The sequence below is a fragment of the Guyparkeria sp. genome (assembly GCF_041687595.1).
In the GTDB taxonomy this organism is placed as follows: Bacteria; Pseudomonadota; Gammaproteobacteria; order Halothiobacillales; family Halothiobacillaceae; genus Guyparkeria.
The window spans coordinates 13,763-32,632 of record NZ_JAWLBP010000020.1 but is presented as its reverse complement, the minus strand read 5'-3'; the positions used below and the strand labels follow the sequence as shown (position 1 = coordinate 32,632).

The following is an 18,870-nucleotide window of genomic DNA, read 5'->3' as shown; positions in this document are numbered from 1 at the left end:
ATTCTAACCAACTGAACTACCGCTGCTTTTGAGATGATGGTGGGTGGTGAGAGGCTCGAACTCCCGACCTAAGCCTTGTAAGGGCTCCGCTCTACCAACTGAGCTAACCACCCAACTGGAGCGGGAAACCGGATTCGAACCGGCGACCCCAACCTTGGCAAGGTTGTGCTCTACCAGCTGAGCTATTCCCGCTCATCTCAACGCAACCGATGCGATCGACTGCGTTTGCTAGAGCGCGCATTATACAAACCTCGACGAGTCGCGCAACCCCCTCGACGCACCGGATGACAAAAAATTTTCTCCGACCTTACAGGGCGCCGCCACTGCTCCTGCTGCGTGGCAGTCAGCCCGGCAGCCGGTCGCCGGTCCGGTCCCCTGCCGACGGCCCACCCTCCGGGCTCACGCCGCGCTCGCTTTCTGGTGCCGGCTCGTACAGGCCGATCATCAACCAGCCCGGTCCCGGTCGCTGCCCGAGTTCCTCGCTCAGCGGACGCAGGTTGCCGTTGGGCGTGATGCCGAACAGCAGCTCGCCCCGCCCCTGGTAGTGCACCTGGTATTCGCTGTAGCCGAAGTTCTCGGTCAGCCGGGTGCTGACGATCTCCGCCCCCGCCTCCATCAGGCGGAACAGGTGGCCCAGCGACACACCGTCGCGGAACAGCCCCCGGGCATTGAACTGCGAGGTGATGCGCTGGTTCTCCGTCCCGCTCGCTTCCTGTGGCGTCTGCAGGACGAAGACATTCGACTGGCCGAACTCGTGCCGGTAGCGTACTGCCGCCAGGTTGTTGATCTCCGGCTGGGCCGACATGGCGAACATCTGGCCGATGCCCACCAGGTCCAGCTTGCGGTCGGCCGCCTCCGAGACGGGGTTGCCGTAATAGGTCTCCAGGCCATCCATGCGCGCCTGGCGGATCTCGCTGTAGTTGCCGTCGGCGATCACCACGCGAAAGCCGTGCTTGTTGAGCACCTTGGCGATCTCCCGGGTGACCCGGTTAGCCCCGACGATCAGCACACCGTGGTCCTCCGGCAGGGCGATGCCCAGCGCCTTGGCCAGCGGCCGCGCGGTCAGCGAGGCGAGCACGACCGTGCCGACGATCACGATGAAAGTCAGCGGCACGATCACCTCGGCTCCCTCGAGTCCCTCGTCGACCAGCTTGAGCGCGAACAGGCCCGAGACGGCCGCGGCGACGATACCGCGCGGCCCGATCCAGGCGATCATGGTCTTTTCCCGCCACGACAGCCCGCTGCCGATCGCCGACAGCCACACCTTCAACGGCTGGGCGACGAAGACGATCGCCGCCAGCACCAGCAGCGCGCCGAAACCGACTTGGCTGAGCGTGGCCGGGTCGATGCGTGCGGCGAGCAGGATGAACAACCCGGAGATGAACAGGATGCTCAGTGTCTCCTTGAAGTGCAGGATGTCGTCCAGGGGCACGCCGCGCATGTTCGCCAGCCAGATGCCCATGACGGTCACCGCCAGCAGGCCGGACTCCTCGGCCGCCACGTTGGACAGGGTGAACACCGCCAGCACGGAGGCCAGCACGGTCACGTTGATCAGGTAGTCGGGCAGCACGTGCCGGGAGAGCATCTGCCCCAGCAGCCAGCCACCGGCCGCGCCCAGCACGGTCCCGAGGATGACCAGCTCGAGGAAAGGCAGCAGCACGCCGCCGAAGCCCGCGCCGGTCTGAGACTGGGTGACGATGAACTCGAAGACCAGCACGGCAAGCAGCGCCCCGATCGGATCGATGATGATCCCCTCCCAGCGCAGTATCTTGCTCACCCGCTCGGTGGGGCGGACGATGCGCAGCAGCGGGGCGATCACCGTCGGGCCGGTCACCACCACCAGCGCGCCGAAGAGAAAGGCGATCGGCCAGTCCAGCCCCACGAACCAGTGCGCCGCGGTGGCTGCCACCCCCCACGAGACTGCCGCCCCCAGGGAGACCATGCGGATGATGGTCGACGAGACGCCCTGGATCTCGCGAAAGCGCAGGGTCAGGCTGCCCTCGAACAGGATCACGCCGACCGCCAGCGACACGATGGGAAACAGCAGGTCGCCGAACAGGGCATCCGGCTCGAGCAGCCCGAAAACCGGCCCCAGCGCGATGCCGATGAGCAGCAGGAACAGGATGGGGGGCACCTTGACCCGCCAGGCGAGCCACTGGGCGGCGATGCCCAGCACCACGATCGCGGTCAGGGAAAGAAGGATATGGTCGTGCATGCAGGCACTCGATAAAAACCTGCCGGCATGATAGCCGCTATTTCCGCGCCCGCACGAATCGCCACCCCGTCAGGCGCTCCCGGACGACCAGCCCTCTACCATGAAAAAGGCCCGGGAAAGACCCGGGCCGCGTCGAACCATCGGCGGCACAGGCCACCGAACCGATCATCACGGATGGATGTATGCCCAGCCTTCCATCTGGCGGTCGGCCACGTGAGCCACGCCGGACGGCACGATGTCGGATTCCTGCGTGTCGTAGAGATCTTCCTTCACGTCCAGCCCCTTGCCGCGCAGGGTGTTGGCGCAGACCTTGATCTCCACGCCGTTGGCCTTGACGTTGTCGATGGCGGCCTGAAGCTGCGGATCCTCGCGTGCCTCGGTCAGCATCGCGATACCGCCACCGTGCACGGCCACCTCGATCCGGGTGGCGGGACCGGAGGGCGAGTTGATGTGGTTGGTGATGTTGCGCAGGGCGGCCTTGATGGTGTTCATGTCCGCATGGTTGACATGGTAGAGAGCCTGCTTGGTCTTCTCGGTCTCCGCCATGGCCACGTTGCCCTGCAGGGCGAGCGGCGCGGCGATGATCAGGGCGAGCATCGTGAACAGCTTTTTCATCGTTATCTCCTTGGTGGGGTGATCAAGCTCAACGCGATCACCTTATGCCCCGAATACCTGAGCCGTGAACTCAAATTTTCTTATCGCTGAAGCACCCGCCTGAATCAAAGAAAGGGCGAATATTCGCAGTAACTTTCGTTATTTAACATGCATATACGCATGATCGGATTCACCGGCCGCCCCGGAACGAAAAGGGCCCGCGTTTCGCGGGCCCGGGCAATGATTCGGCTTGGAAGCGAGCGGTCAGGCGTCGTTGTTGCCGCGCGTGACGATGCCACGGCTCTGGGAGAAGTCCAGCATCCGCTGGATCGATTCCACGGCCTTCTCGCGGATCGTTGGGTCGACCGTGATCTCGTGTTCCTCGGGGTGCCTGAGGGCATCCCGGGCACTCACGAGCCCGTTCATGGCCATCCACGGGCAGTGGGCACAGGACACGCACGTCGCCGAGCGGCCGCCGGTGGGCGCCTCGATCAGCGTCTTGCCCGGCGCGGCCTCGGCCATCTTGTGGAAGATGCCACGGTCTGTCGCCACGATCAGCGTCTCGTTGGGCAGCTCGGTTGCCGCCTTGATCAGCTGCGAGGTGGAACCCACACGGTCGGCCATGTTCACTACCGCCTCGGGGGATTCCGGGTGGACCAGGATGGCCGCCTCGGGGTGCTTTTCCTTGAGCTCGGCCAGCGCGTCGGCGCGGAACTCGTCGTGCACCACGCAGGAGCCCTCCCACAGCAGCATGTCCGCGCCGGTCTTCTCCTGCACGTAACGCCCAAGGTGCTTGTCCGGCGCCCAGAGGATCTTCTCGCCACGATCCTTGAGGTGCGAGACGATCTCCAGGGCGTTGGAACTGGTGACCACCCAGTCGGCGCGTGCCTTCACCTCCGCCGAGGTGTTGGCGTAGACCACCACGGTGCGGTCGGGATGGGCATCGCAGAAATCGGCGAACTCCTTCGGCGGGCATCCGAGATCCAGCGAGCATTCGGCATGCAACTCGGGCATCAGGACCCGCTTCTCGGGGCTGAGGATCTTGGCCGTCTCGCCCATGAAACGCACCCCGCAGACCACCAGCGTCTGCGCGGGGTGCTCGGCACCGAAGGCGGCCATGTCGAGCGAGTCGGACACCCGGCCGCCGGTCTCGTCGGCCAGTTTCTGCAGGTCCTCGTCGACGTAATAGTGCACGACCAGCACGGCGTCCTGCTCGACCAACAGTTGCTTGATTTCCGCGCGCAGCGCCTCGCGCTCCTCGTCGGTCACCGGCGCGGCGGGCTTGGAGGCCAGCGCGATGCGGGCGATCTCGGGCTCGAGGGCAACGGGGATTTCGCGCGCGGCGCGATCGGAATCGGTAGTCGCAGTCATGGAGCCTCCGGGACTGGCATGCCCGCCCCACCGGGGACACGGGCATCAAGCGGAATTCGACGGTCTGGAGTGTAGTTCATGCGGCCGGACTCCTGCGCGTCAAGGCCCGGCCCGCCGATCACCCCCGACCCTCTTCCTTCGGCGGAACCCGCACGCGGATGGAGAGTTCGCGCAGCGCGGCCGGGTCGACCTCGCCCGGGGCATCGGTCAGCAGGCAGGCAGCCGACTGCGTCTTGGGGAAGGCGATCACGTCGCGGATGGAGGTCGCACCGCTCATCAGCATGGCGATGCGGTCCAGGCCGAAGGCCACGCCGGCCATCGGCGGCGCACCGTACTTGAGCGCGTCGAGCAGGAAGCCGAACTTCTCGTTGGCCTCCTCCTCGTCGATGCCGAGCTGGGCAAACACCCGCTGCTGCATCGCCGGCTCGTGGATACGCACGGAGCCACCGCCCAGCTCGTAGCCGTTCAAGACGAAGTCATAGGCGCGCGAGCGCACCGATTCCGGGTCGGAATCGAGCTTGTCGGCATCGTCCGGGTGGGGGGCGGTAAACGGGTGGTGCAGCGCGTAGTAGCGGCCATCCTTCTCGTCGTACTCGAACATCGGGAAGTCGACAACCCACAAGGGCTTGAAGCCGTGCTCGACCATGTCGAGATCGTGGCCCAGACGCACGCGCAGGGCACCGAGGGCCTCGTTGACGACCTTGGCCTTGTCCGCGCCGAAGAAGATCAGGTCGCCGTCGGCAGCAGCGGTGCGCTCCATGATCCCGGCAACCGCCTCGTCGGTGAGGAACTTGAGAATCGGCGACTGCAGGCCCTCGCGCCCGGCGGACGCGTCGTTGACCTTGATGTAGGCCAGCCCCTTGGCGCCGAAGATCGAGACGTACTTGGTGTACTCGTCGATCTGGCTGCGCGGCATCTTGCCGCCGGCCGGCACGTGCAGGGCGGCGACGCGACCGCGCGGATCGTTGGCCGGGCCGCTGAAGACCTTGAAATCGACGTCCTTGACCAGGTCGGCCACGTCCACCAGCTCCAGCGGGATCCGCAGATCCGGCTTGTCCGAACCGAAGCGGCGCATGGCCTCATGCCAGGTCAGGCGCGGCAGCGGCTCCGGCAGGGCCACCTCGACCGTCTCGATGAACAGGTGCCGCATCATGTTCTCGATCAGACCCATCACCGTCTCTTCGTCGGCGAAGCTCATCTCCATGTCCAGCTGGGTGAACTCCGGCTGACGGTCGGCACGGAGATCCTCGTCGCGGAAGCACTTGACGATCTGGTAGTAGCGCTCGAGCCCCGAGACCATGAGCAGTTGCTTGAACAGCTGCGGCGACTGCGGCAGGGCGAAGAACTCGCCCGGATGGGTGCGCGAGGGAACCAGGTAGTCGCGCGCGCCCTCAGGGGTCGCCTTCGTGAGCACCGGGGTCTCGACGTCGATGAAGTCGGCGTCGTCCAGGAACCGCCGCATGGCGCTGGTAATGCGGTGACGCAGGCGCAGGCGGTCGAGCATCTCCGGCCGGCGCAGGTCGAGGTAGCGATACCGAAGGCGGTGCTCCTCCGAGACCCGCTCGTCGTCAAGCTGGAACGGCAGCGGCTCGGCGCGGTTGAGAACGGTCAGGGAGAGACCGAGCACCTCGATCTGTCCCGATCGGATGTTGGGGTTCTCGGTACCATCGGGACGACGACGCACCCGACCACGCACCTGGATGACGAACTCGTTGCGCAGAGTCTCGGCGACAGCGAACATCTCCGGGTCGTCGGGATCGAACACCACCTGGACCAGACCGTTCCTGTCGCGCAGGTCGACGAAAATCACGCCGCCGTGATCGCGCCGGCGATTGACCCAGCCAACCAGCCCCACCTCCTGATCGAGGAGCGCCTGGTCCACTTGTCCGCAGGTGTGTGTCCGCATCTGCATTGTTCTTCAGCCCGTCTTGGTGAAAAGCCCGCTATGGTAGCCCGAGCGGTGGGATTTTTCGAGCGCGAGTGGCCGCGGCTCAGGAATCTTCCTCCGGCCGGGTGGACAGCCGCCGTCCGGTCGGGTCGCCGTCGGCCGCCGGCGCCGAGGCCGGATCGATGACACGCCCCTTGCCGTCACGTCGCGGCGGGAGGACCACGCCCAGGGAGACCACCAGCCGGAACCCCTCCTCGACGGTCATGTTGAGCTCGATCAGTTCCGCGCGCGGCACCATGATCACGAAACCCGACGTCGGGTTAGGCGCGGTGGGCACGAACACCGTCACCAGGTGTTCGTCGGTGCGATCCTGCACCTCGCCGATGGGCTCGCCGGACACGAACGCGATCGACCAGGCGTTGCGCCGCGGATACTCGACCAGCACCACCTGGCGGAACGAACGCGAATCCTGCGAGACGAAGGTCTCGACGACCTGCTTGACCGCCGAGTAGATGCTGCTCACCAGCGGAATGCGATTGAGCAGGCGTTCCCAGGCATGCACCAGGCTCCGCCCGAGGATGTTGGCGACCAGGGCCCCGGTGACCAGCACGATCACGATGGCGAAGAAGGCCCCCATGCCGGGAAGCTGGAAGCCGAGCAACTCCTCCGGCCGATATGCCCGCGGCAACAGGAGCATGCTCCGGTCCATGAAGGAGATCAGCGCGTTGACCACCCAGTAGGTCACCGCCAGGGGCGCCCAGACCAGGATGCCGGCAATCAGCCAGCGGCGCAGCGTGAGGAAACGACGACCGCCGGACTTGTCGTCCTCCTCGGTCACCTCGTCGGGCTGCGGCTCATGGCTCATGCCCCGCCCCCGGCCGCGAGCGGCCGGATCCATGAGGCGATCGCCACCAGCAACGCCAACGCCGCCGCCAGGGTGAACAGGCGCCGCAGTCGCTGATAGGACCAGCCCACCGGCAGGTTGTCCAGCCAGCGACGGTCGACCTGCCAGGAAACGACCAGCAGCAGGAAGAGCATCGAGAGTGACAGCACTGTCCACGGCAACAGCACCGCGACCCAGGCCAGGACGACCAGCAACGCCCCCCAGACCAGCCGGTGGCGGACATCACCGCTGAGCAACGCCCGCTCGGCCGGCGTGGTGGCCAGCACCACGCCCCAGTGGATGGCCCCGAGAAAGCCCAACATCACCCCGCTCCAGGCGGTCAGCGCATCGAGCGCCTGGGCCGACCAGCCGGGGGATGTGATCCAAGCGAGCAGCGCCAACCCCCAGAAGGGAATCAGCAAACCCAACGCGAGCAGATAGGCAGTCATTCGCATGCCGGACCTCCTTGGTCTCCCGGTTTGGCATCGCCGGTCTCCCCGCGCGCCGCGCGCACGGATCAAGCGGTGTCTTCTCCGGATTCTACGCCCGGAACCCCCGGGGGACGAGTCCGGGGAACTCGCGGCTCAGACCGTGCTCATCAGGAAAGCGACGAATCCGGCCACCAGCAGCAGGATCAGACCCAGTCCCAGCCATTCCTCTCGCGACCCCTTGCGACTGGCCTGCATCATCGGCTTGACGCGGGGCAGGAGAAACAGCAGCAACGCCCCGAGAAGCACGGCCATGCCGATCTTCATCCAGAGATCCATCAACCGTTTCCTCCGGAAACAAAACAGGGCCCCTTGTCACCAAGGGGCCCGTCGCTCGACCCGCGAACCGTCAGTCGTTCTGGCTCATGCCCAGCAGGCTGAGCAGGTGGACGAACAGGTTGAAGATGTTCAGGTACAGGCTGACCGTCAGCAGCAGGTAGTTGTCCTCGCCGCCATTCACCATCCGACCGGTGTCGTAGAGGATGAAGCCGCTCATCAGCAGCACCACGGCCGCGGAGATGGTCATCGACAGGGCGGGGATCTCCAGGAAGATGTTACCCAGCATCGCGGCCAGCACCACGACCAGACCGACGACGAGGAAGCCGCCCATGAAGGAGAAGTCGCGGCGGGAGACCAGCGCGTAGGCAGACAGACCGAGGAAGATCGCCCCGGTGCCACCGAGTGCGGTCATCACGATCTGGCCGCCATTGGCGAGGCTCAGGTAGTAGTTGAGAGTCGGACCGAGCCCGAAGCCCAACAGGCCGGTGATGCCGAACACCACTGCCAGCCCGGCCGCCGAATGCGCGGTGCGCGGCAGGACGAACCAGACCATCACCAGGGCCGCGCCCAAGGAGACCAGCGAGACCCAGCCGGGCATGGCCATTACCATCGACACGGCCGCGGTGATCGCGGAAAACAGCAGCGTCAGCGACAGCATCATGTAGGTGTTGCGGATGACCTTGTGGGTCTCGAGTCGCTCGACTCCGACCTCGCGGGCAACCGTCTGATTCTCGAATGCCATGCAACCTCACCTCGTCTCTGGTATTCATGTCCCTTGCAGGAATCGCTTTCGAGTATAAGACCTGTGAACTCAGGCGCAATCGCTCAAGGGAAACCCTGAACGCATCGGCACCATTACCACGGGACAAAAACAGGAGATCGATTTGGCCCAGTCCGCGACCGCAGACACACCCCGGCGCATCCTGATCACCGGCTGCTCGTCGGGGATCGGCCGGCGTGCCGCCGAGATGCTGGCCGAGCGCGGGCATAACGTGGTCGCGAGCATGCGCAATCCCGCGGACGTCGACGCCTGGCCGCACCGGCACATCCCGGCTGTCCGGCTGGACCTCGACGACCCGGCCTCGATCCAGGCCGGCCTCGACCGGGCCGTCGAGCGGCTCGGCGGCCCGATCGAGGTGCTGTTCAACAACGGGGCCTACGGCCAGCCCGGCGCAGTGGAAGACCTGGGCCGCGAGACCCTGCGCGCCCAGCTGGAAACCAACCTGCTGGGCACCGTCGAGCTGACCAACCTCGTCATCCCGAGCATGCGGGCGGCCGGGTTCGGCCGCATCATCCAGAACAGCTCGGTACTCGGCATCAGCGCGCTGGCCTTCCGTGGCGCCTACGTCGCCTCGAAGTTCGCCCTCGAAGGGCTGAGCGACACCATGCGACTGGAACTGGCCGGCAGCGGCATTGACGTCTCGCTGGTCGAGCCGGGGCCGATCACCTCGCGCTTTCGCGCCAACGCGCAGCGGGCCTTCGAGCAACGCATCGACTGGGAGCGCTCGGTCCATCGCGAGGCCTACGAGCGCCAACTCGAGCGACTGCGCAAGCCCGGCCCGGCCGCCCCCTTCACCCTGGAACCCGAGGCGGTGGTTCGACGCGTCATTCACGCCACGGAGGCCCGCCGACCGAAGGCCCGCTACCCGGTGACCGTCCCGACCTACCTCTTCGCGGCCCTGAAGCGGGTCCTCACCGTCCGGGCGATGGACCGGGTGCTGGCGCGCGCCTCGGGCGGGGGCAAGCGCTGACGACACGAACATGGACGCCCTCGAAAACCCCATCACCCAGCTGTATTTCCTGATCGAATGGACGATCCGGCTGGCCGCCCTGTTCATCGTGCCCCTGCGACGCCCCCCGACCGCGGCCACCGCCTGGTTGCTGCTGCTGTTCTTCCTGCCGATCGTGGGACTGGTGATGTATCTGCTGGTCGGCCGGCCGCGAATGTCGCGGCATCGCACCGAGCAGATCGCCCGGTTGACCGAGACACTCTGGCCCGTGACCCAACGGCTGTCCGAGGCCGAGCCCAAGGGCAGCGGCGATCTGCCCGAGCGGTTCGCCGCCGTCGACCAGATGGTGCGCTGCTGGCGGCGCTTCCCGCTGTTCGACGGCAACCACATCGACGCGCTCGATTCCATGGAGGGTTTCGGGGAGCAATTGGTGCGGGACATCGATGCCGCCACGGATCACATCCACCTGACCTTCTACATCGCGGTGGTCGACTCGGCTACCCGCCCGGTCTTCGACGCCCTAAGGCGGGCGACCCAACGCGGCCTGACCGTACGCCTGCTGGTGGACGACTTCGGCTCGAAGCAGGGCATGCGCAAGCTGCTGCGGCTGCGTCGGCACGGTATCGAGATCGCCCGGGCCTTCCCCCGCAGCAAGCTGCCGCACAAGGCCGCGCGCTTCGATCTGCGCAATCACCGCAAGCTGGTGGTGATCGATGGCCGGATCGGCTACACCGGCTCGATGAACCTGGTCCACCCCGAGTTCCGCAAGGGGCTGTCCTACCAGGACCTGATGCTCCGTATCCAAGGGCCGGTGGTACTCGAGCTGCAGGCCGTCTTCGCCGGCGACTGGTACATCGAGACCACCGAGTTGCTGGACGCCGAACGCCATTTCCCCCTGACCCAGCCTGCCGGCGAGGAATCCTGCATCGGCCTGCCCAGCGGGCCGGAATACCCCGAACCCGTCCTGCAGCGGCTGCTGCTCGGCCTGATCCACGCGAGCACGGAGCGACTGGAGATCGTCACTCCCTATTTCGTCCCCGACGACTCCACCCTCGATGCGCTGAAGGCCGCGGCACGGCGTGGGGTACATTGCGACCTGCTCCTGCCCGAGGAACTGGACCATCCGCTGGTTCAACTGGCGCAGGAATCCTACTTCGACGAGCTGCTCGAGGCCGGCGTGCACATCCATCGCCACCCCACCCGGTTGCTGCACAGCAAGATCACGCTCTGCGACGGTCGACTGTCGCTGGTGGGCAGCGCGAACCTCGACGTGCGCTCGTCGCTGATCAATGCCGAGTTCGGCCTGCTCTGCTATTCGTCCACCACCGCCGACAGGCTTGCCGGCATCGTCGCGGAATACCGCCGCCAGTGCCGCCCCCTCGCCGCGGGGCGTTGGGCGGAACGCCACCGCGGGCGGGTACTGGCGCAGAATCTCGCCCGCCTGACGTCGCCGCTTCTGTAGGGCAGGCTCCAGAACGCAAAACGGCACCCTCGGAAACCGAGGGTGCCGTTGGCCGGGCTAATGACGGGCAAGCTGCCCCTCAGTCGAGCGCCGCCACCATGCGTTCGCGGGTCTGCGGCCCATCGAGGAACTCGCGGGCCTCGGCCAGCTCGGTCCGGCTCATGTCGTCCTCGAACGAGGCCAGCAGCTCGGCGGAGGAATCGTCGCCCTCCTTCACCAGTGGATCGAGCAGCGCATAGGCGGCGACGTAGTCCGGCGCATCCATGCCCATGCCGTGCACATACATCGTGGCCAGGTAATAGCGGGAGCGCTCGTGCCCGCCGAGCACGGCCTCGCGGTACCAGTGCAGGGCCTTGTCGTGGTCGGCCTCGACCCCCTCGCCGGCGAGGTAGACCGCCGCGAGGTTGGCCTGCGCCCGCACGTACCCCCGTTTGGCCGCCTTCTCGAACCAGCGCACCGCCTCGGACGCATCCGCCTCGACACCCTGGCCGGCGTAGTACATCGAGCCGAGTGCGAGCTGGCTGGGGGCATAACCTGCCTCGGCGGCCGCTCGGTACCAGCGCAACCCCTTCTTGTAGTCCTGCTCGACCGACTTGCCGGTGGAGTACATGTGACCGAGAACGTACTGCGAGAAGATGTCACCCTTCTTCGCCTCGGCAAGGTAGCGCTCCAGCGCGCCTTCCTCGTACAGGTTCTGGCTCACGCCCACCGGACGCTCGGCCGCCTGGACCGACATGCCGGCCATCAGGCCGCCTGCAGTCATCGACAGCGCCAACGCGCGCGCCACGCGCCCGACGCGGGGGATTCCGAAATTCCTTGTATCGCTCATGATCCTTTCCTCGCTAAACCGGTACCGGACATCAAGGATGGGCCGAAACCGTCGGGATTTCAATCATCAGGCGATCGATTTTCGCCACCGCCCGCGAAGCGCCGGGTGCGGAACTCGGGGGATCAGTGATGGATGGCCAGCTGGAAGGCGAACATCGACATGAAGGACAGCACGACGACGGTGCCGACCGCGGCAGCGGAGAGACGCCGACTGGCATCCGGGAGCAGCTCGGCGAACACCATCCAGATCATTGCCCCGGCTGCCAGGCCAAGCCCGACTGGCAGGAAGGCCTCGAAGGCGGTGACGAACAGGTAGGCGGGGATGGCCATCAGCGGCTGCGGCAGGCTGGAGAAGATCGCCCAGAGGCTCGCCTGCCAGACCGGCACGCCCCGGGGCACCAGAACCAGCGCGATCGCCAGGCCTTCCGGGATGTTGTGCACGGCGATGGCCACGGTGATGAAGACCCCGAGTTCCTCGCCACCACCGTAGGCCACGCCCACACCCACGCCCTCGGCGAACGAGTGGGCCGTCATCACCCCGACGATCATCAGAGCCTTGCGCGCATCCGCCCCCTGGAGCTCGCCCACGTCCGGGGTGCCGTGTCCATCGAGCCACCGGTCGGCAGCCACCACCAGCAGCAACCCCGACGCCATGCCCAGCAGCACCAGCCAGCCATTGGCGGCCGAGCCCTCGTCGATCAGGCTATGGCTCGCCGCCAGCATCAGCCCGGCCGCCAGCGCAGCCCCGATACTCAGCCAGCGCGCGTCCAGCCGCTTCGAGAACAGCAGCGGCAGGGCGCCCAGGCCGGTGGTCAGGGCGGTGATCAGGGCGGCGATGAAGACCGTCAGCAGGCTGACTTCCAGGGACATTGATTTACGCTCCGACAGATCGCTGGCGAGGCGAGGATAGACGCCACGACGCCACGCTGCGCAACCGGTTACCAGCCCAGGGCCAGCTGGGGCTCGTCACGCTCGGGCTTTCCCTGCAGCCCCGAGACCGTGACCCCCAGCAACCGCACTGGACGCGCACCGATCTCGGTCAGGTCCACCAGCGCGGCGAGCGCCTCGAACAGGGTGGCGGCGTCTCCCAGCGGCCGGGAGAAGGTCCGGCGCCGGGTGATCAGTTCGAAGTCCGCGTACTTGACCTTCAGGGTGACCGTGCGGGCCTGCAGCCCCTTGTCCGCGAGATCGCCGGCCACTCGTCCTGCCAGTGCCCGCAGGACCTCCACCCCCTCGTCCCGACGATGCAGGTCGCGCGGGAAGGTGGTCTCGTGGCCGAGTGACTTGCGCACCCGGTGGGAACGCACCGGGCGATGATCGATGCCCCGGGCGATGTCGTGATAATGCATGCCCGCCCGGCCGAACCACTCGACCAGCCGATACCGCTCGACGCCACGCAGGTCACGGCCGGTCTTGATGCCGTGGGCCCGCATGCGACGCTCGGTGGCCGGCCCGACCCCGTGGAATGCCCCGACCGGGAGATCATCGATGAAGGCCTGTGCCTCCTCCGGCCGGATCAAGTGCAGCCCGTCGGGCTTGTCGAAGTCCGAGGCGAGCTTGGCGAGGAACTTGTTGTAGGACACCCCGGCCGAGGCCACCAGTCCGGTCCGGGCGAGGATCTCGGCCTTGATCTCGCGCGCCATGAGCGTGGCCGAACCCTGGTGGCGCCCACTCTCGCTGACGTCGAGGTAGGCCTCGTCGAGCGACAGCGGCTCGATACGGGCGGTGTATTGCCGGAAGACGGCGTGGATCTCGCGAGACACCGCGCGATACACGGCAAAGCGGGGACGCAGGAAGACCGCCTCCGGGCAGGCCCGTGCGGCACGCGCCGCCGGCATGGCGGAGCGTATGCCGAAGCGACGGGCCTCGTAACTGGCCGCAGCCACCACGCCACGTCCCGCCGGGTCGCCGCCCACGATCACCGGCCGGCCGCGCAGGTCGGGATTGTCCCTCTGCTCCACCGAGGCATAGAAGGCATCCATGTCGATATGGATGATCTTGCGCATGACGCCCAGCCCGAAAACGAAAAGGGCCCAGCCGTCGCCGGCTGGGCCCTGATGATGTCGTGGTGGCCAGAGAGGGAATCGAACCCCCGACACGGGGATTTTCAATCCCCTGCTCTACCAACTGAGCTATCTGGCCATGCCGTCCTCGCACACCTGCCTGGATCCCGTGGAATCCGCCGATCCGTGGCGCGCGACGAGGTGCGCATTTAACGGCAAAATTTCCCGGCGGTCAACCCCGCGCGGGCATCGACGATGCAGAATTTTGGCCGGGATGGCTGACGCGCCGCGGTTGGCATTGTATGCTCCACAGAGTAAATAAGATGTTTGACCAGCCCACCCCATCGCGAACCACCTCAATGTCCGCACGCACCGCGCAGATCCGCCGTGAGACCGCCGAGACCCGCATCTCGCTCGAACTCGACCTCGATGGCGCCGGGACCGCCCGCCTGAACACCGGCGTGCCGTTCTTCGAACACATGCTCGACCAGATCGCCCGTCACGGACTGATCGACATCGACCTCTCCTGTGACGGCGACACCGAGATCGACGACCACCACACGGTCGAGGACTGCGGCATTGTGCTCGGCCAGGCCGTGGCAAAGGCGGTCGGCGACAAGCGAGGCATCTTCCGCTACGGCCACGCCTACGTGCCGCTGGACGAGGCGCTCTCGCGGGTGGTGATCGACCTGTCCGGTCGCCCGGGGCTGGAGTTCCGCTGCGACTTCACCCGTTCGCTGATCGGCCGCTTCGAGACCGAGCTGGTCGAGGAGTTCTTCCGCGGCTTCGTCAATCACGCCGGCGCCACGCTGCACATCGACAACATCCGCGGGCGCAACGCACACCACCAGGCCGAGACCATCTTCAAGGCCTTCGGTCGGGCGCTGCGCATGGCACTGTCTGCCGACGAGCGTCAGATGGATGTCATCCCGTCGACCAAGGGCTCGCTGTGAGGCGCCTCGGAAAATCGTCGCGAGGCGAACGAGTGCAAGGAGCCGCGGAGCGAGCGACGAGACATATCGGCAAGATAGGTGAGGAGCGAGTGAGCACGCGACGCAGCAATCGGGTGGCGCAGCAGATTTCACGAGGTGCCTCGTAATGCAGATCGCCGTTGTCGATTACGGAATGGGCAACCTGCGCTCGGTGGTCAAGGCCATCGAGCACGTCGCCCCGGACGGCGCCCATGTGGTACTGACCGACGCCCCCGAAGTGATCCTCGAATCCGAGAAGGTGGTTTTCCCCGGCCAGGGGGCGGCGGCCCAGTGCATGGCCGCCCTGCGCGAACGACGCCTGCCCGAGGCCCTGCGCGAGGCAGCGCAGACGCGGCCGTTTCTCGGCATCTGCATGGGCATGCAAGTGCTGCTGGAGCGCTCGGAGGAGAACGATGGCGTCGACCTGCTGGGCTGGTTTCCCGGTCAGGTCAAGCGCTTTCGCCCCGAGGACGGCTCGCTCAAGGTGCCGCAGATGGGCTGGAACCAGTTGCACCAGACGCAGGATCACCCGCTGTTTGACGGCATTCGTCAGGACGCGCGCTTCTATTTCGTGCACAGCTATTACTGTGAGCCGACGAACCCGGCTCACCCGGTCGCGACGGCCGACTACGACCTGACCTACTGCGCCGCGCTGGCCGATGACTACGTCTTTGCCATCCAGGCACACCCGGAAAAGAGCGCCGACGACGGCCTCAAGCTGCTGGCCAATTTCACCCGCTGGTCGGGACCACGGTCCTGACCGCACCGCAACACGACAGACGCATATCGAGGACGCCCGAATCATGCTCTTGATCCCCGCCATCGATCTGAAGGAAGGCAAATGCGTACGCCTGCGCCAGGGACGCATGGAGGATGACACCGTCTTTTCCGACGACCCGGTCGCCGTGGCCGGGCGCTGGGTGGAGGCCGGCGCGCGCCGTCTGCACCTCGTTGACCTGGACGGCGCCTTCGCCGGCAGCCCCAAGAACCGCGAGGTCATCAAGGCCATCTGCGAGGCCTACCCGGACGTGCCGATCCAGGTCGGCGGCGGCATCCGTGACGAGGCCACCATCGAGCAGTACCTCGAGCTGGGCGTGGCGTTCGTCATCATCGGCACCAAGGCGGTCTCCGAGCCGCACTTCGTCGAGGATGTCTGCCTCGCCTTCCCGGGTCACATCATCGTCGGACTGGACGCCCGGGACGGCAAGGTGGCCATCGACGGCTGGTCGAAGCTCTCGCACCACGACGTCCACGACATGGCCCAGCGCTTCGAGACCGACGGCGTCGCCGCGATCGTGTTCACCGACATCTCCCGCGACGGCATGATGCAGGGGGCGAATATCGAGGCGACCCGCGAGCTGGCCAAGTCGGTACGCATCCCGATCATCGCCTCGGGCGGCGTGACCGACATGAGCGACATCGATCTTCTGATCGACGCCGCCGATGACGGCGTCTCCGGCGCGATCATCGGCCGGGCGCTCTACGAAGGCACCATCGATCTTCAGGAAGCCCAGAAACGTATCGACGACCGCGCGGGCATCCCGCCGTTCTCCGAGTAGGCCATGGGGCTTGCCAAGCGCATCATTCCCTGCCTGGACGTGGCCGAGGGTCGCGTGGTCAAGGGCGTGCAGTTCGAGGGCCTGCGTGACGCCGGCGACCCGGTCGAGGCGGCGCGCCGCTACAACCAGGCCGGCGCCGACGAGCTGACCTTCCTCGACATCTCCGCCTCCCACGAGGGGCGCGAGACCATGCTGCATGTGGTCGAGGCCGTCGCCGCCGAGGTGTTCATCCCGCTAACGGTCGGCGGCGGCATCCGCACGCTGGCCGACGTGCGCCGGCTGCTGCACGCCGGGGCCGACAAGGTCTCGATCAACACCACGGCCGTGCACCACCCCGAACGTATCCGGGAGATGAGCGACGCGGTCGGTTCGCAGTGCATCGTGGTCGCCATCGACGCCAGGCGCGTCTCGGGCGAGGACGAGCCGCCCCGCTGGGAGATCTTCACCCACGGCGGACGCAAGCCGACAGGGCTGGATGCCGTCGAGTGGGCCGAGCACATGGCCGAACTGGGTGCCGGCGAACTGCTGGTCACCAGCATGGACCGCGACGGCATGCAGCAGGGTTTCGACCTGGAACTGACCCGCGCGATCAGCGACGCCGTCCCCGTCCCGGTGATCGCCTCGGGCGGTGTCGGCAACCTCGACCACCTGGTCGAAGGCGTCCTCGAAGGGCACGCCGACGCGGTCCTCGCCGCCAGCATCTTCCACTTCGGCACCTACAGCATTGCCGAGGCGAAGCAGCGCATGGCGGACGGGGGCATAGAGGTTCGCATCTGAAAACCCTGATATACTCCGGCGCTGGCATTCACACGCCCGCGAGCCCGATACCGTGACCGACGCGCAGGACACAGAGACCCCCGACTGGATCGACGAGATCGTCTTCGACGAGCATGGACTCGTGCCGGCGATCGCCCAGGACCATGCGTCCGGGCGGATCCTGATGTTCGCCTGGATGAACCGGGAAGCGATCGCTCAAACCGTGGCGCAGGGCGAGGCGGTGTACTTCTCCCGCTCGCGCCAGCGACTCTGGCACAAGGGCGAGCAGAGCGGCCACACGCAGAAGGTGCACGAGATACGGCTCGACTGCGACGGGGATGTATTGCTTCTGTCTATCGAGCAGATCGGCCACATCGCCTGCCATACCGGCAGGGAGTCATGTTTCTATCGGCGGCTCGAGGATGGCCACTGGCAGGTGGTCGACGAGGTCCGCAAATCCCCCGGAGAGATTTATGGCAAACGGGACTGAGGCCGGCCTGACCGATACGCTCGAACGGCTGGCGGCGCTGCTGGAAGAGCGCAAGAATGCCGACCCGGACGGCTCCTACGTGGCCAGCCTGTACCGCAAGGGGCGCGGCAAGATCGCCCAGAAGGTGGGCGAGGAAGGGGTCGAGGTCGCGCTCGCCGCGGTGGGCGACGACCGACAGGAACTCATCAACGAAATGGCCGACCTGTGGTTCCACAGCCTGGTACTGCTGGCCGACGCCGACCTTTCACCGACCGACGTGCTCGCCGAGCTCGAACGTCGATCCGGACTGTCGGGCCTTGAAGAAAAGGCCCGTCGCGCACAAGATTAACGAACATCCTTAGGAGATCGCGATCATGGGTAGTTTTAGCATCTGGCACTGGCTGGTCATTCTCGCCATCGTGCTGCTTCTGTTCGGCACCAAGCGCCTGAAGAACCTCGGCTCCGACCTGGGCAGCGCCATCAAGGGCTTCAAGACCGCCGTCAAGGACGAGTCCGAGAAGGACGAGCAGGCCGAAGGCGAGAAGCGCGCCGAGAACCTGGAGCACAAGGACGCCGAGCGCCCGGATGCCAGCCGGGTGATCGAGAGCGAGTCGATCGAGGCGGGCAAGGAAAAAACCGCGGACAAGCCCTCAGAGCGGAAAGACAGCTGATTTCCGCCCCGACGCAGGATTGATCCGTGTTTGGTTTCAGCTTCTGGGAAGTCTTCATCCTGCTGGTGGTCGCCCTGCTGGTGATCGGGCCCGAGCGCCTGCCCGGGGTGGCACGCAAGGCAGGCGAATGGACCTACAAGGTCCGCAAGTTCGTCGCCAATGCCAAGGCGGAGATGGACAGCGAGTTCAACATGCAGGACATGAAGCAGCTGCTGAACTCGCAAGAGTCTGAAATCAGCAAGCTGCGCGCCATGGTCGAGGAGACTCGCCACGAGATCGACGAGACCGGCGGCACGGTGAAGAGCGCGCTCGACGAAGCCGAACAGACCATGCGCAGTTCGGCCCGTTCGGAGAAGGCTCGTGCCGGCGGAACCCCGGATGCGGACCGGAACGACGACGAAGCGGGCAGCGACGTGAGCGCCCCGGACGAGAAGCCGGCCCGTGAATCGAGCGGTCGGCTCAAGTCGATCGACACCGAGCACGAGGACGAACTCGACCGGCTGGCGGCGGAAACCGGCGAACACTTCCATCGCCCCTTTGCCACGCCCGACGAGGAACAGCCGGACGAGAGCGAGAAGCCGAAGGCGACTCGGCGGGGTGGCGACGACGCGCCCCGCGAGCGGTCGGACGACTAGGAGCCTCACGGTGAGTGACCCTACCCGCCTCCCCGACGATCGGGGAATCAGTGAGCGCGCCGGCCCGG

Annotated in this window: 21 protein-coding genes and 3 tRNA genes; 10 read left to right on the top strand and 14 right to left on the bottom strand. The window is 66.4% G+C overall.

Annotation, left to right across the window (positions count from 1 at the left end; all coding sequences use genetic code 11):
• Positions 1-37: 37 nt before the first annotated feature.
• From ACESL5_RS04910 to ACESL5_RS04865, 10 genes are all read right to left on the bottom strand, one after another.
• Positions 38-113 (bottom strand) — tRNA-Val (locus ACESL5_RS04910).
• Positions 114-116: 3 nt separating this feature from the next.
• Positions 117-192: transfer RNA gene (locus ACESL5_RS04905), tRNA-Gly, on the bottom strand.
• A 151-nt stretch (positions 193-343) separates the two neighbouring features.
• Positions 344-2,215 (bottom strand): cation:proton antiporter, encoded by a 1,872-nt coding sequence (locus tag ACESL5_RS04900; RefSeq protein WP_372591668.1) that lies wholly within the window; start codon positions 2,213-2,215, stop codon positions 344-346.
• A 168-nt stretch (positions 2,216-2,383) separates the two neighbouring features.
• Positions 2,384-2,830: a DsrE family protein gene (locus tag ACESL5_RS04895; RefSeq protein WP_372591667.1), complete on the bottom strand. Its 447-nt coding sequence runs from the start codon at positions 2,828-2,830 to the stop codon at positions 2,384-2,386.
• A 243-nt stretch (positions 2,831-3,073) separates the two neighbouring features.
• The gene (gene nadA / locus ACESL5_RS04890) at positions 3,074-4,180 is read right to left on the bottom strand and encodes a quinolinate synthase NadA (protein ID WP_372591666.1); all 1,107 of its coding nucleotides are present in this window, start codon (positions 4,178-4,180) and stop codon (positions 3,074-3,076) included.
• A gap of 118 nt (positions 4,181-4,298) precedes the next feature.
• Positions 4,299-6,086 carry an aspartate--tRNA ligase gene (gene aspS / locus ACESL5_RS04885; RefSeq protein WP_372591665.1) on the bottom strand — a complete coding sequence of 596 codons (1,788 nt, stop codon included), beginning with the start codon at positions 6,084-6,086 and terminating at the stop codon, positions 4,299-4,301.
• A gap of 85 nt (positions 6,087-6,171) precedes the next feature.
• Positions 6,172-6,933: a DUF502 domain-containing protein gene (locus tag ACESL5_RS04880; protein ID WP_372591664.1), complete on the bottom strand. Its 762-nt coding sequence runs from the start codon at positions 6,931-6,933 to the stop codon at positions 6,172-6,174.
• Positions 6,930-7,406 carry a DUF3429 domain-containing protein gene (locus tag ACESL5_RS04875; RefSeq protein WP_372591663.1) on the bottom strand — a complete coding sequence of 159 codons (477 nt, stop codon included), beginning with the start codon at positions 7,404-7,406 and terminating at the stop codon, positions 6,930-6,932. The genes ACESL5_RS04880 and ACESL5_RS04875 overlap by 4 nt, the downstream gene beginning before the upstream one ends.
• Before the next feature lie 129 nt (positions 7,407-7,535).
• The gene (locus ACESL5_RS04870) at positions 7,536-7,718 is read right to left on the bottom strand and encodes a hypothetical protein (protein ID WP_372591662.1); all 183 of its coding nucleotides are present in this window, start codon (positions 7,716-7,718) and stop codon (positions 7,536-7,538) included.
• A gap of 70 nt (positions 7,719-7,788) precedes the next feature.
• On the bottom strand, positions 7,789-8,460 hold the full coding sequence (locus ACESL5_RS04865) for a Bax inhibitor-1/YccA family protein (RefSeq protein WP_372591661.1): 672 nt from the start codon (positions 8,458-8,460) through the stop codon (positions 7,789-7,791).
• A 142-nt stretch (positions 8,461-8,602) separates the two neighbouring features.
• Here ACESL5_RS04865 and ACESL5_RS04860 point away from each other — a divergent pair, with 142 nt between their 5' ends.
• Positions 8,603-9,469, top strand: a complete 867-nt coding sequence (locus ACESL5_RS04860) for an SDR family NAD(P)-dependent oxidoreductase (protein ID WP_372591660.1) — start codon at positions 8,603-8,605, stop codon at positions 9,467-9,469.
• A gap of 10 nt (positions 9,470-9,479) precedes the next feature.
• On the top strand, positions 9,480-10,910 hold the full coding sequence (gene cls / locus ACESL5_RS04855) for a cardiolipin synthase (RefSeq protein ID WP_372591659.1): 1,431 nt from the start codon (positions 9,480-9,482) through the stop codon (positions 10,908-10,910).
• 79 nt (positions 10,911-10,989) lie between these two features.
• On the opposite strand, the gene ACESL5_RS04850 is transcribed toward cls, so the two are convergent.
• The 4 genes from ACESL5_RS04850 to ACESL5_RS04835 all read right to left on the bottom strand — a co-directional run bounded on the left by ACESL5_RS04850 (position 10,990) and on the right by ACESL5_RS04835 (position 13,880).
• Positions 10,990-11,739 carry a tetratricopeptide repeat protein gene (locus ACESL5_RS04850; RefSeq protein ID WP_372591658.1) on the bottom strand — a complete coding sequence of 250 codons (750 nt, stop codon included), beginning with the start codon at positions 11,737-11,739 and terminating at the stop codon, positions 10,990-10,992.
• A gap of 122 nt (positions 11,740-11,861) precedes the next feature.
• A complete protein-coding gene (locus tag ACESL5_RS04845) occupies positions 11,862-12,608 on the bottom strand; it encodes a ZIP family metal transporter (RefSeq protein WP_372591657.1) in 747 nt (248 codons plus the stop codon).
• Between the two features lie 68 nt (positions 12,609-12,676).
• Positions 12,677-13,744 carry a DNA polymerase IV gene (gene dinB, locus ACESL5_RS04840; protein WP_372591656.1) on the bottom strand — a complete coding sequence of 356 codons (1,068 nt, stop codon included), beginning with the start codon at positions 13,742-13,744 and terminating at the stop codon, positions 12,677-12,679.
• 60 nt (positions 13,745-13,804) lie between these two features.
• Positions 13,805-13,880, bottom strand: a tRNA-Phe gene (locus tag ACESL5_RS04835).
• Positions 13,881-14,100: 220 nt separating this feature from the next.
• Here ACESL5_RS04835 and hisB point away from each other — a divergent pair.
• The 8 genes from hisB (at position 14,101) to tatB (ending at position 18,802) form a co-directional block, all read left to right on the top strand.
• Positions 14,101-14,694: an imidazoleglycerol-phosphate dehydratase HisB gene (gene hisB / locus ACESL5_RS04830; protein WP_372591655.1), complete on the top strand. Its 594-nt coding sequence runs from the start codon at positions 14,101-14,103 to the stop codon at positions 14,692-14,694.
• Between the two features lie 145 nt (positions 14,695-14,839).
• On the top strand, positions 14,840-15,472 hold the full coding sequence (hisH, locus tag ACESL5_RS04825) for an imidazole glycerol phosphate synthase subunit HisH (RefSeq protein ID WP_372591654.1): 633 nt from the start codon (positions 14,840-14,842) through the stop codon (positions 15,470-15,472).
• A gap of 43 nt (positions 15,473-15,515) precedes the next feature.
• Complete coding sequence (gene hisA / locus ACESL5_RS04820) at positions 15,516-16,271, top strand: 1-(5-phosphoribosyl)-5-[(5-phosphoribosylamino)methylideneamino]imidazole-4-carboxamide isomerase (protein ID WP_372591653.1); 756 nt, start codon at positions 15,516-15,518, stop codon at positions 16,269-16,271.
• A gap of 3 nt (positions 16,272-16,274) precedes the next feature.
• Entirely contained in the window at positions 16,275-17,048 is a 774-nt protein-coding gene (hisF, locus tag ACESL5_RS04815; RefSeq protein ID WP_372591652.1) for an imidazole glycerol phosphate synthase subunit HisF, read from the top strand.
• A 52-nt stretch (positions 17,049-17,100) separates the two neighbouring features.
• A complete protein-coding gene (gene hisI / locus ACESL5_RS04810) occupies positions 17,101-17,517 on the top strand; it encodes a phosphoribosyl-AMP cyclohydrolase (protein ID WP_372591651.1) in 417 nt (138 codons plus the stop codon).
• A 7-nt stretch (positions 17,518-17,524) separates the two neighbouring features.
• Positions 17,525-17,845 (top strand): phosphoribosyl-ATP diphosphatase, encoded by a 321-nt coding sequence (locus tag ACESL5_RS04805; protein ID WP_372591670.1) that lies wholly within the window; start codon positions 17,525-17,527, stop codon positions 17,843-17,845.
• Between the two features lie 25 nt (positions 17,846-17,870).
• Complete coding sequence (gene tatA / locus ACESL5_RS04800; protein WP_372591650.1) at positions 17,871-18,167, top strand: Sec-independent protein translocase subunit TatA; 297 nt, start codon at positions 17,871-17,873, stop codon at positions 18,165-18,167.
• Positions 18,168-18,193: 26 nt separating this feature from the next.
• On the top strand, positions 18,194-18,802 hold the full coding sequence (tatB, locus tag ACESL5_RS04795; protein WP_372591649.1) for a Sec-independent protein translocase protein TatB: 609 nt from the start codon (positions 18,194-18,196) through the stop codon (positions 18,800-18,802).
• The last annotated feature ends 68 nt before the right edge of the window (positions 18,803-18,870 follow it).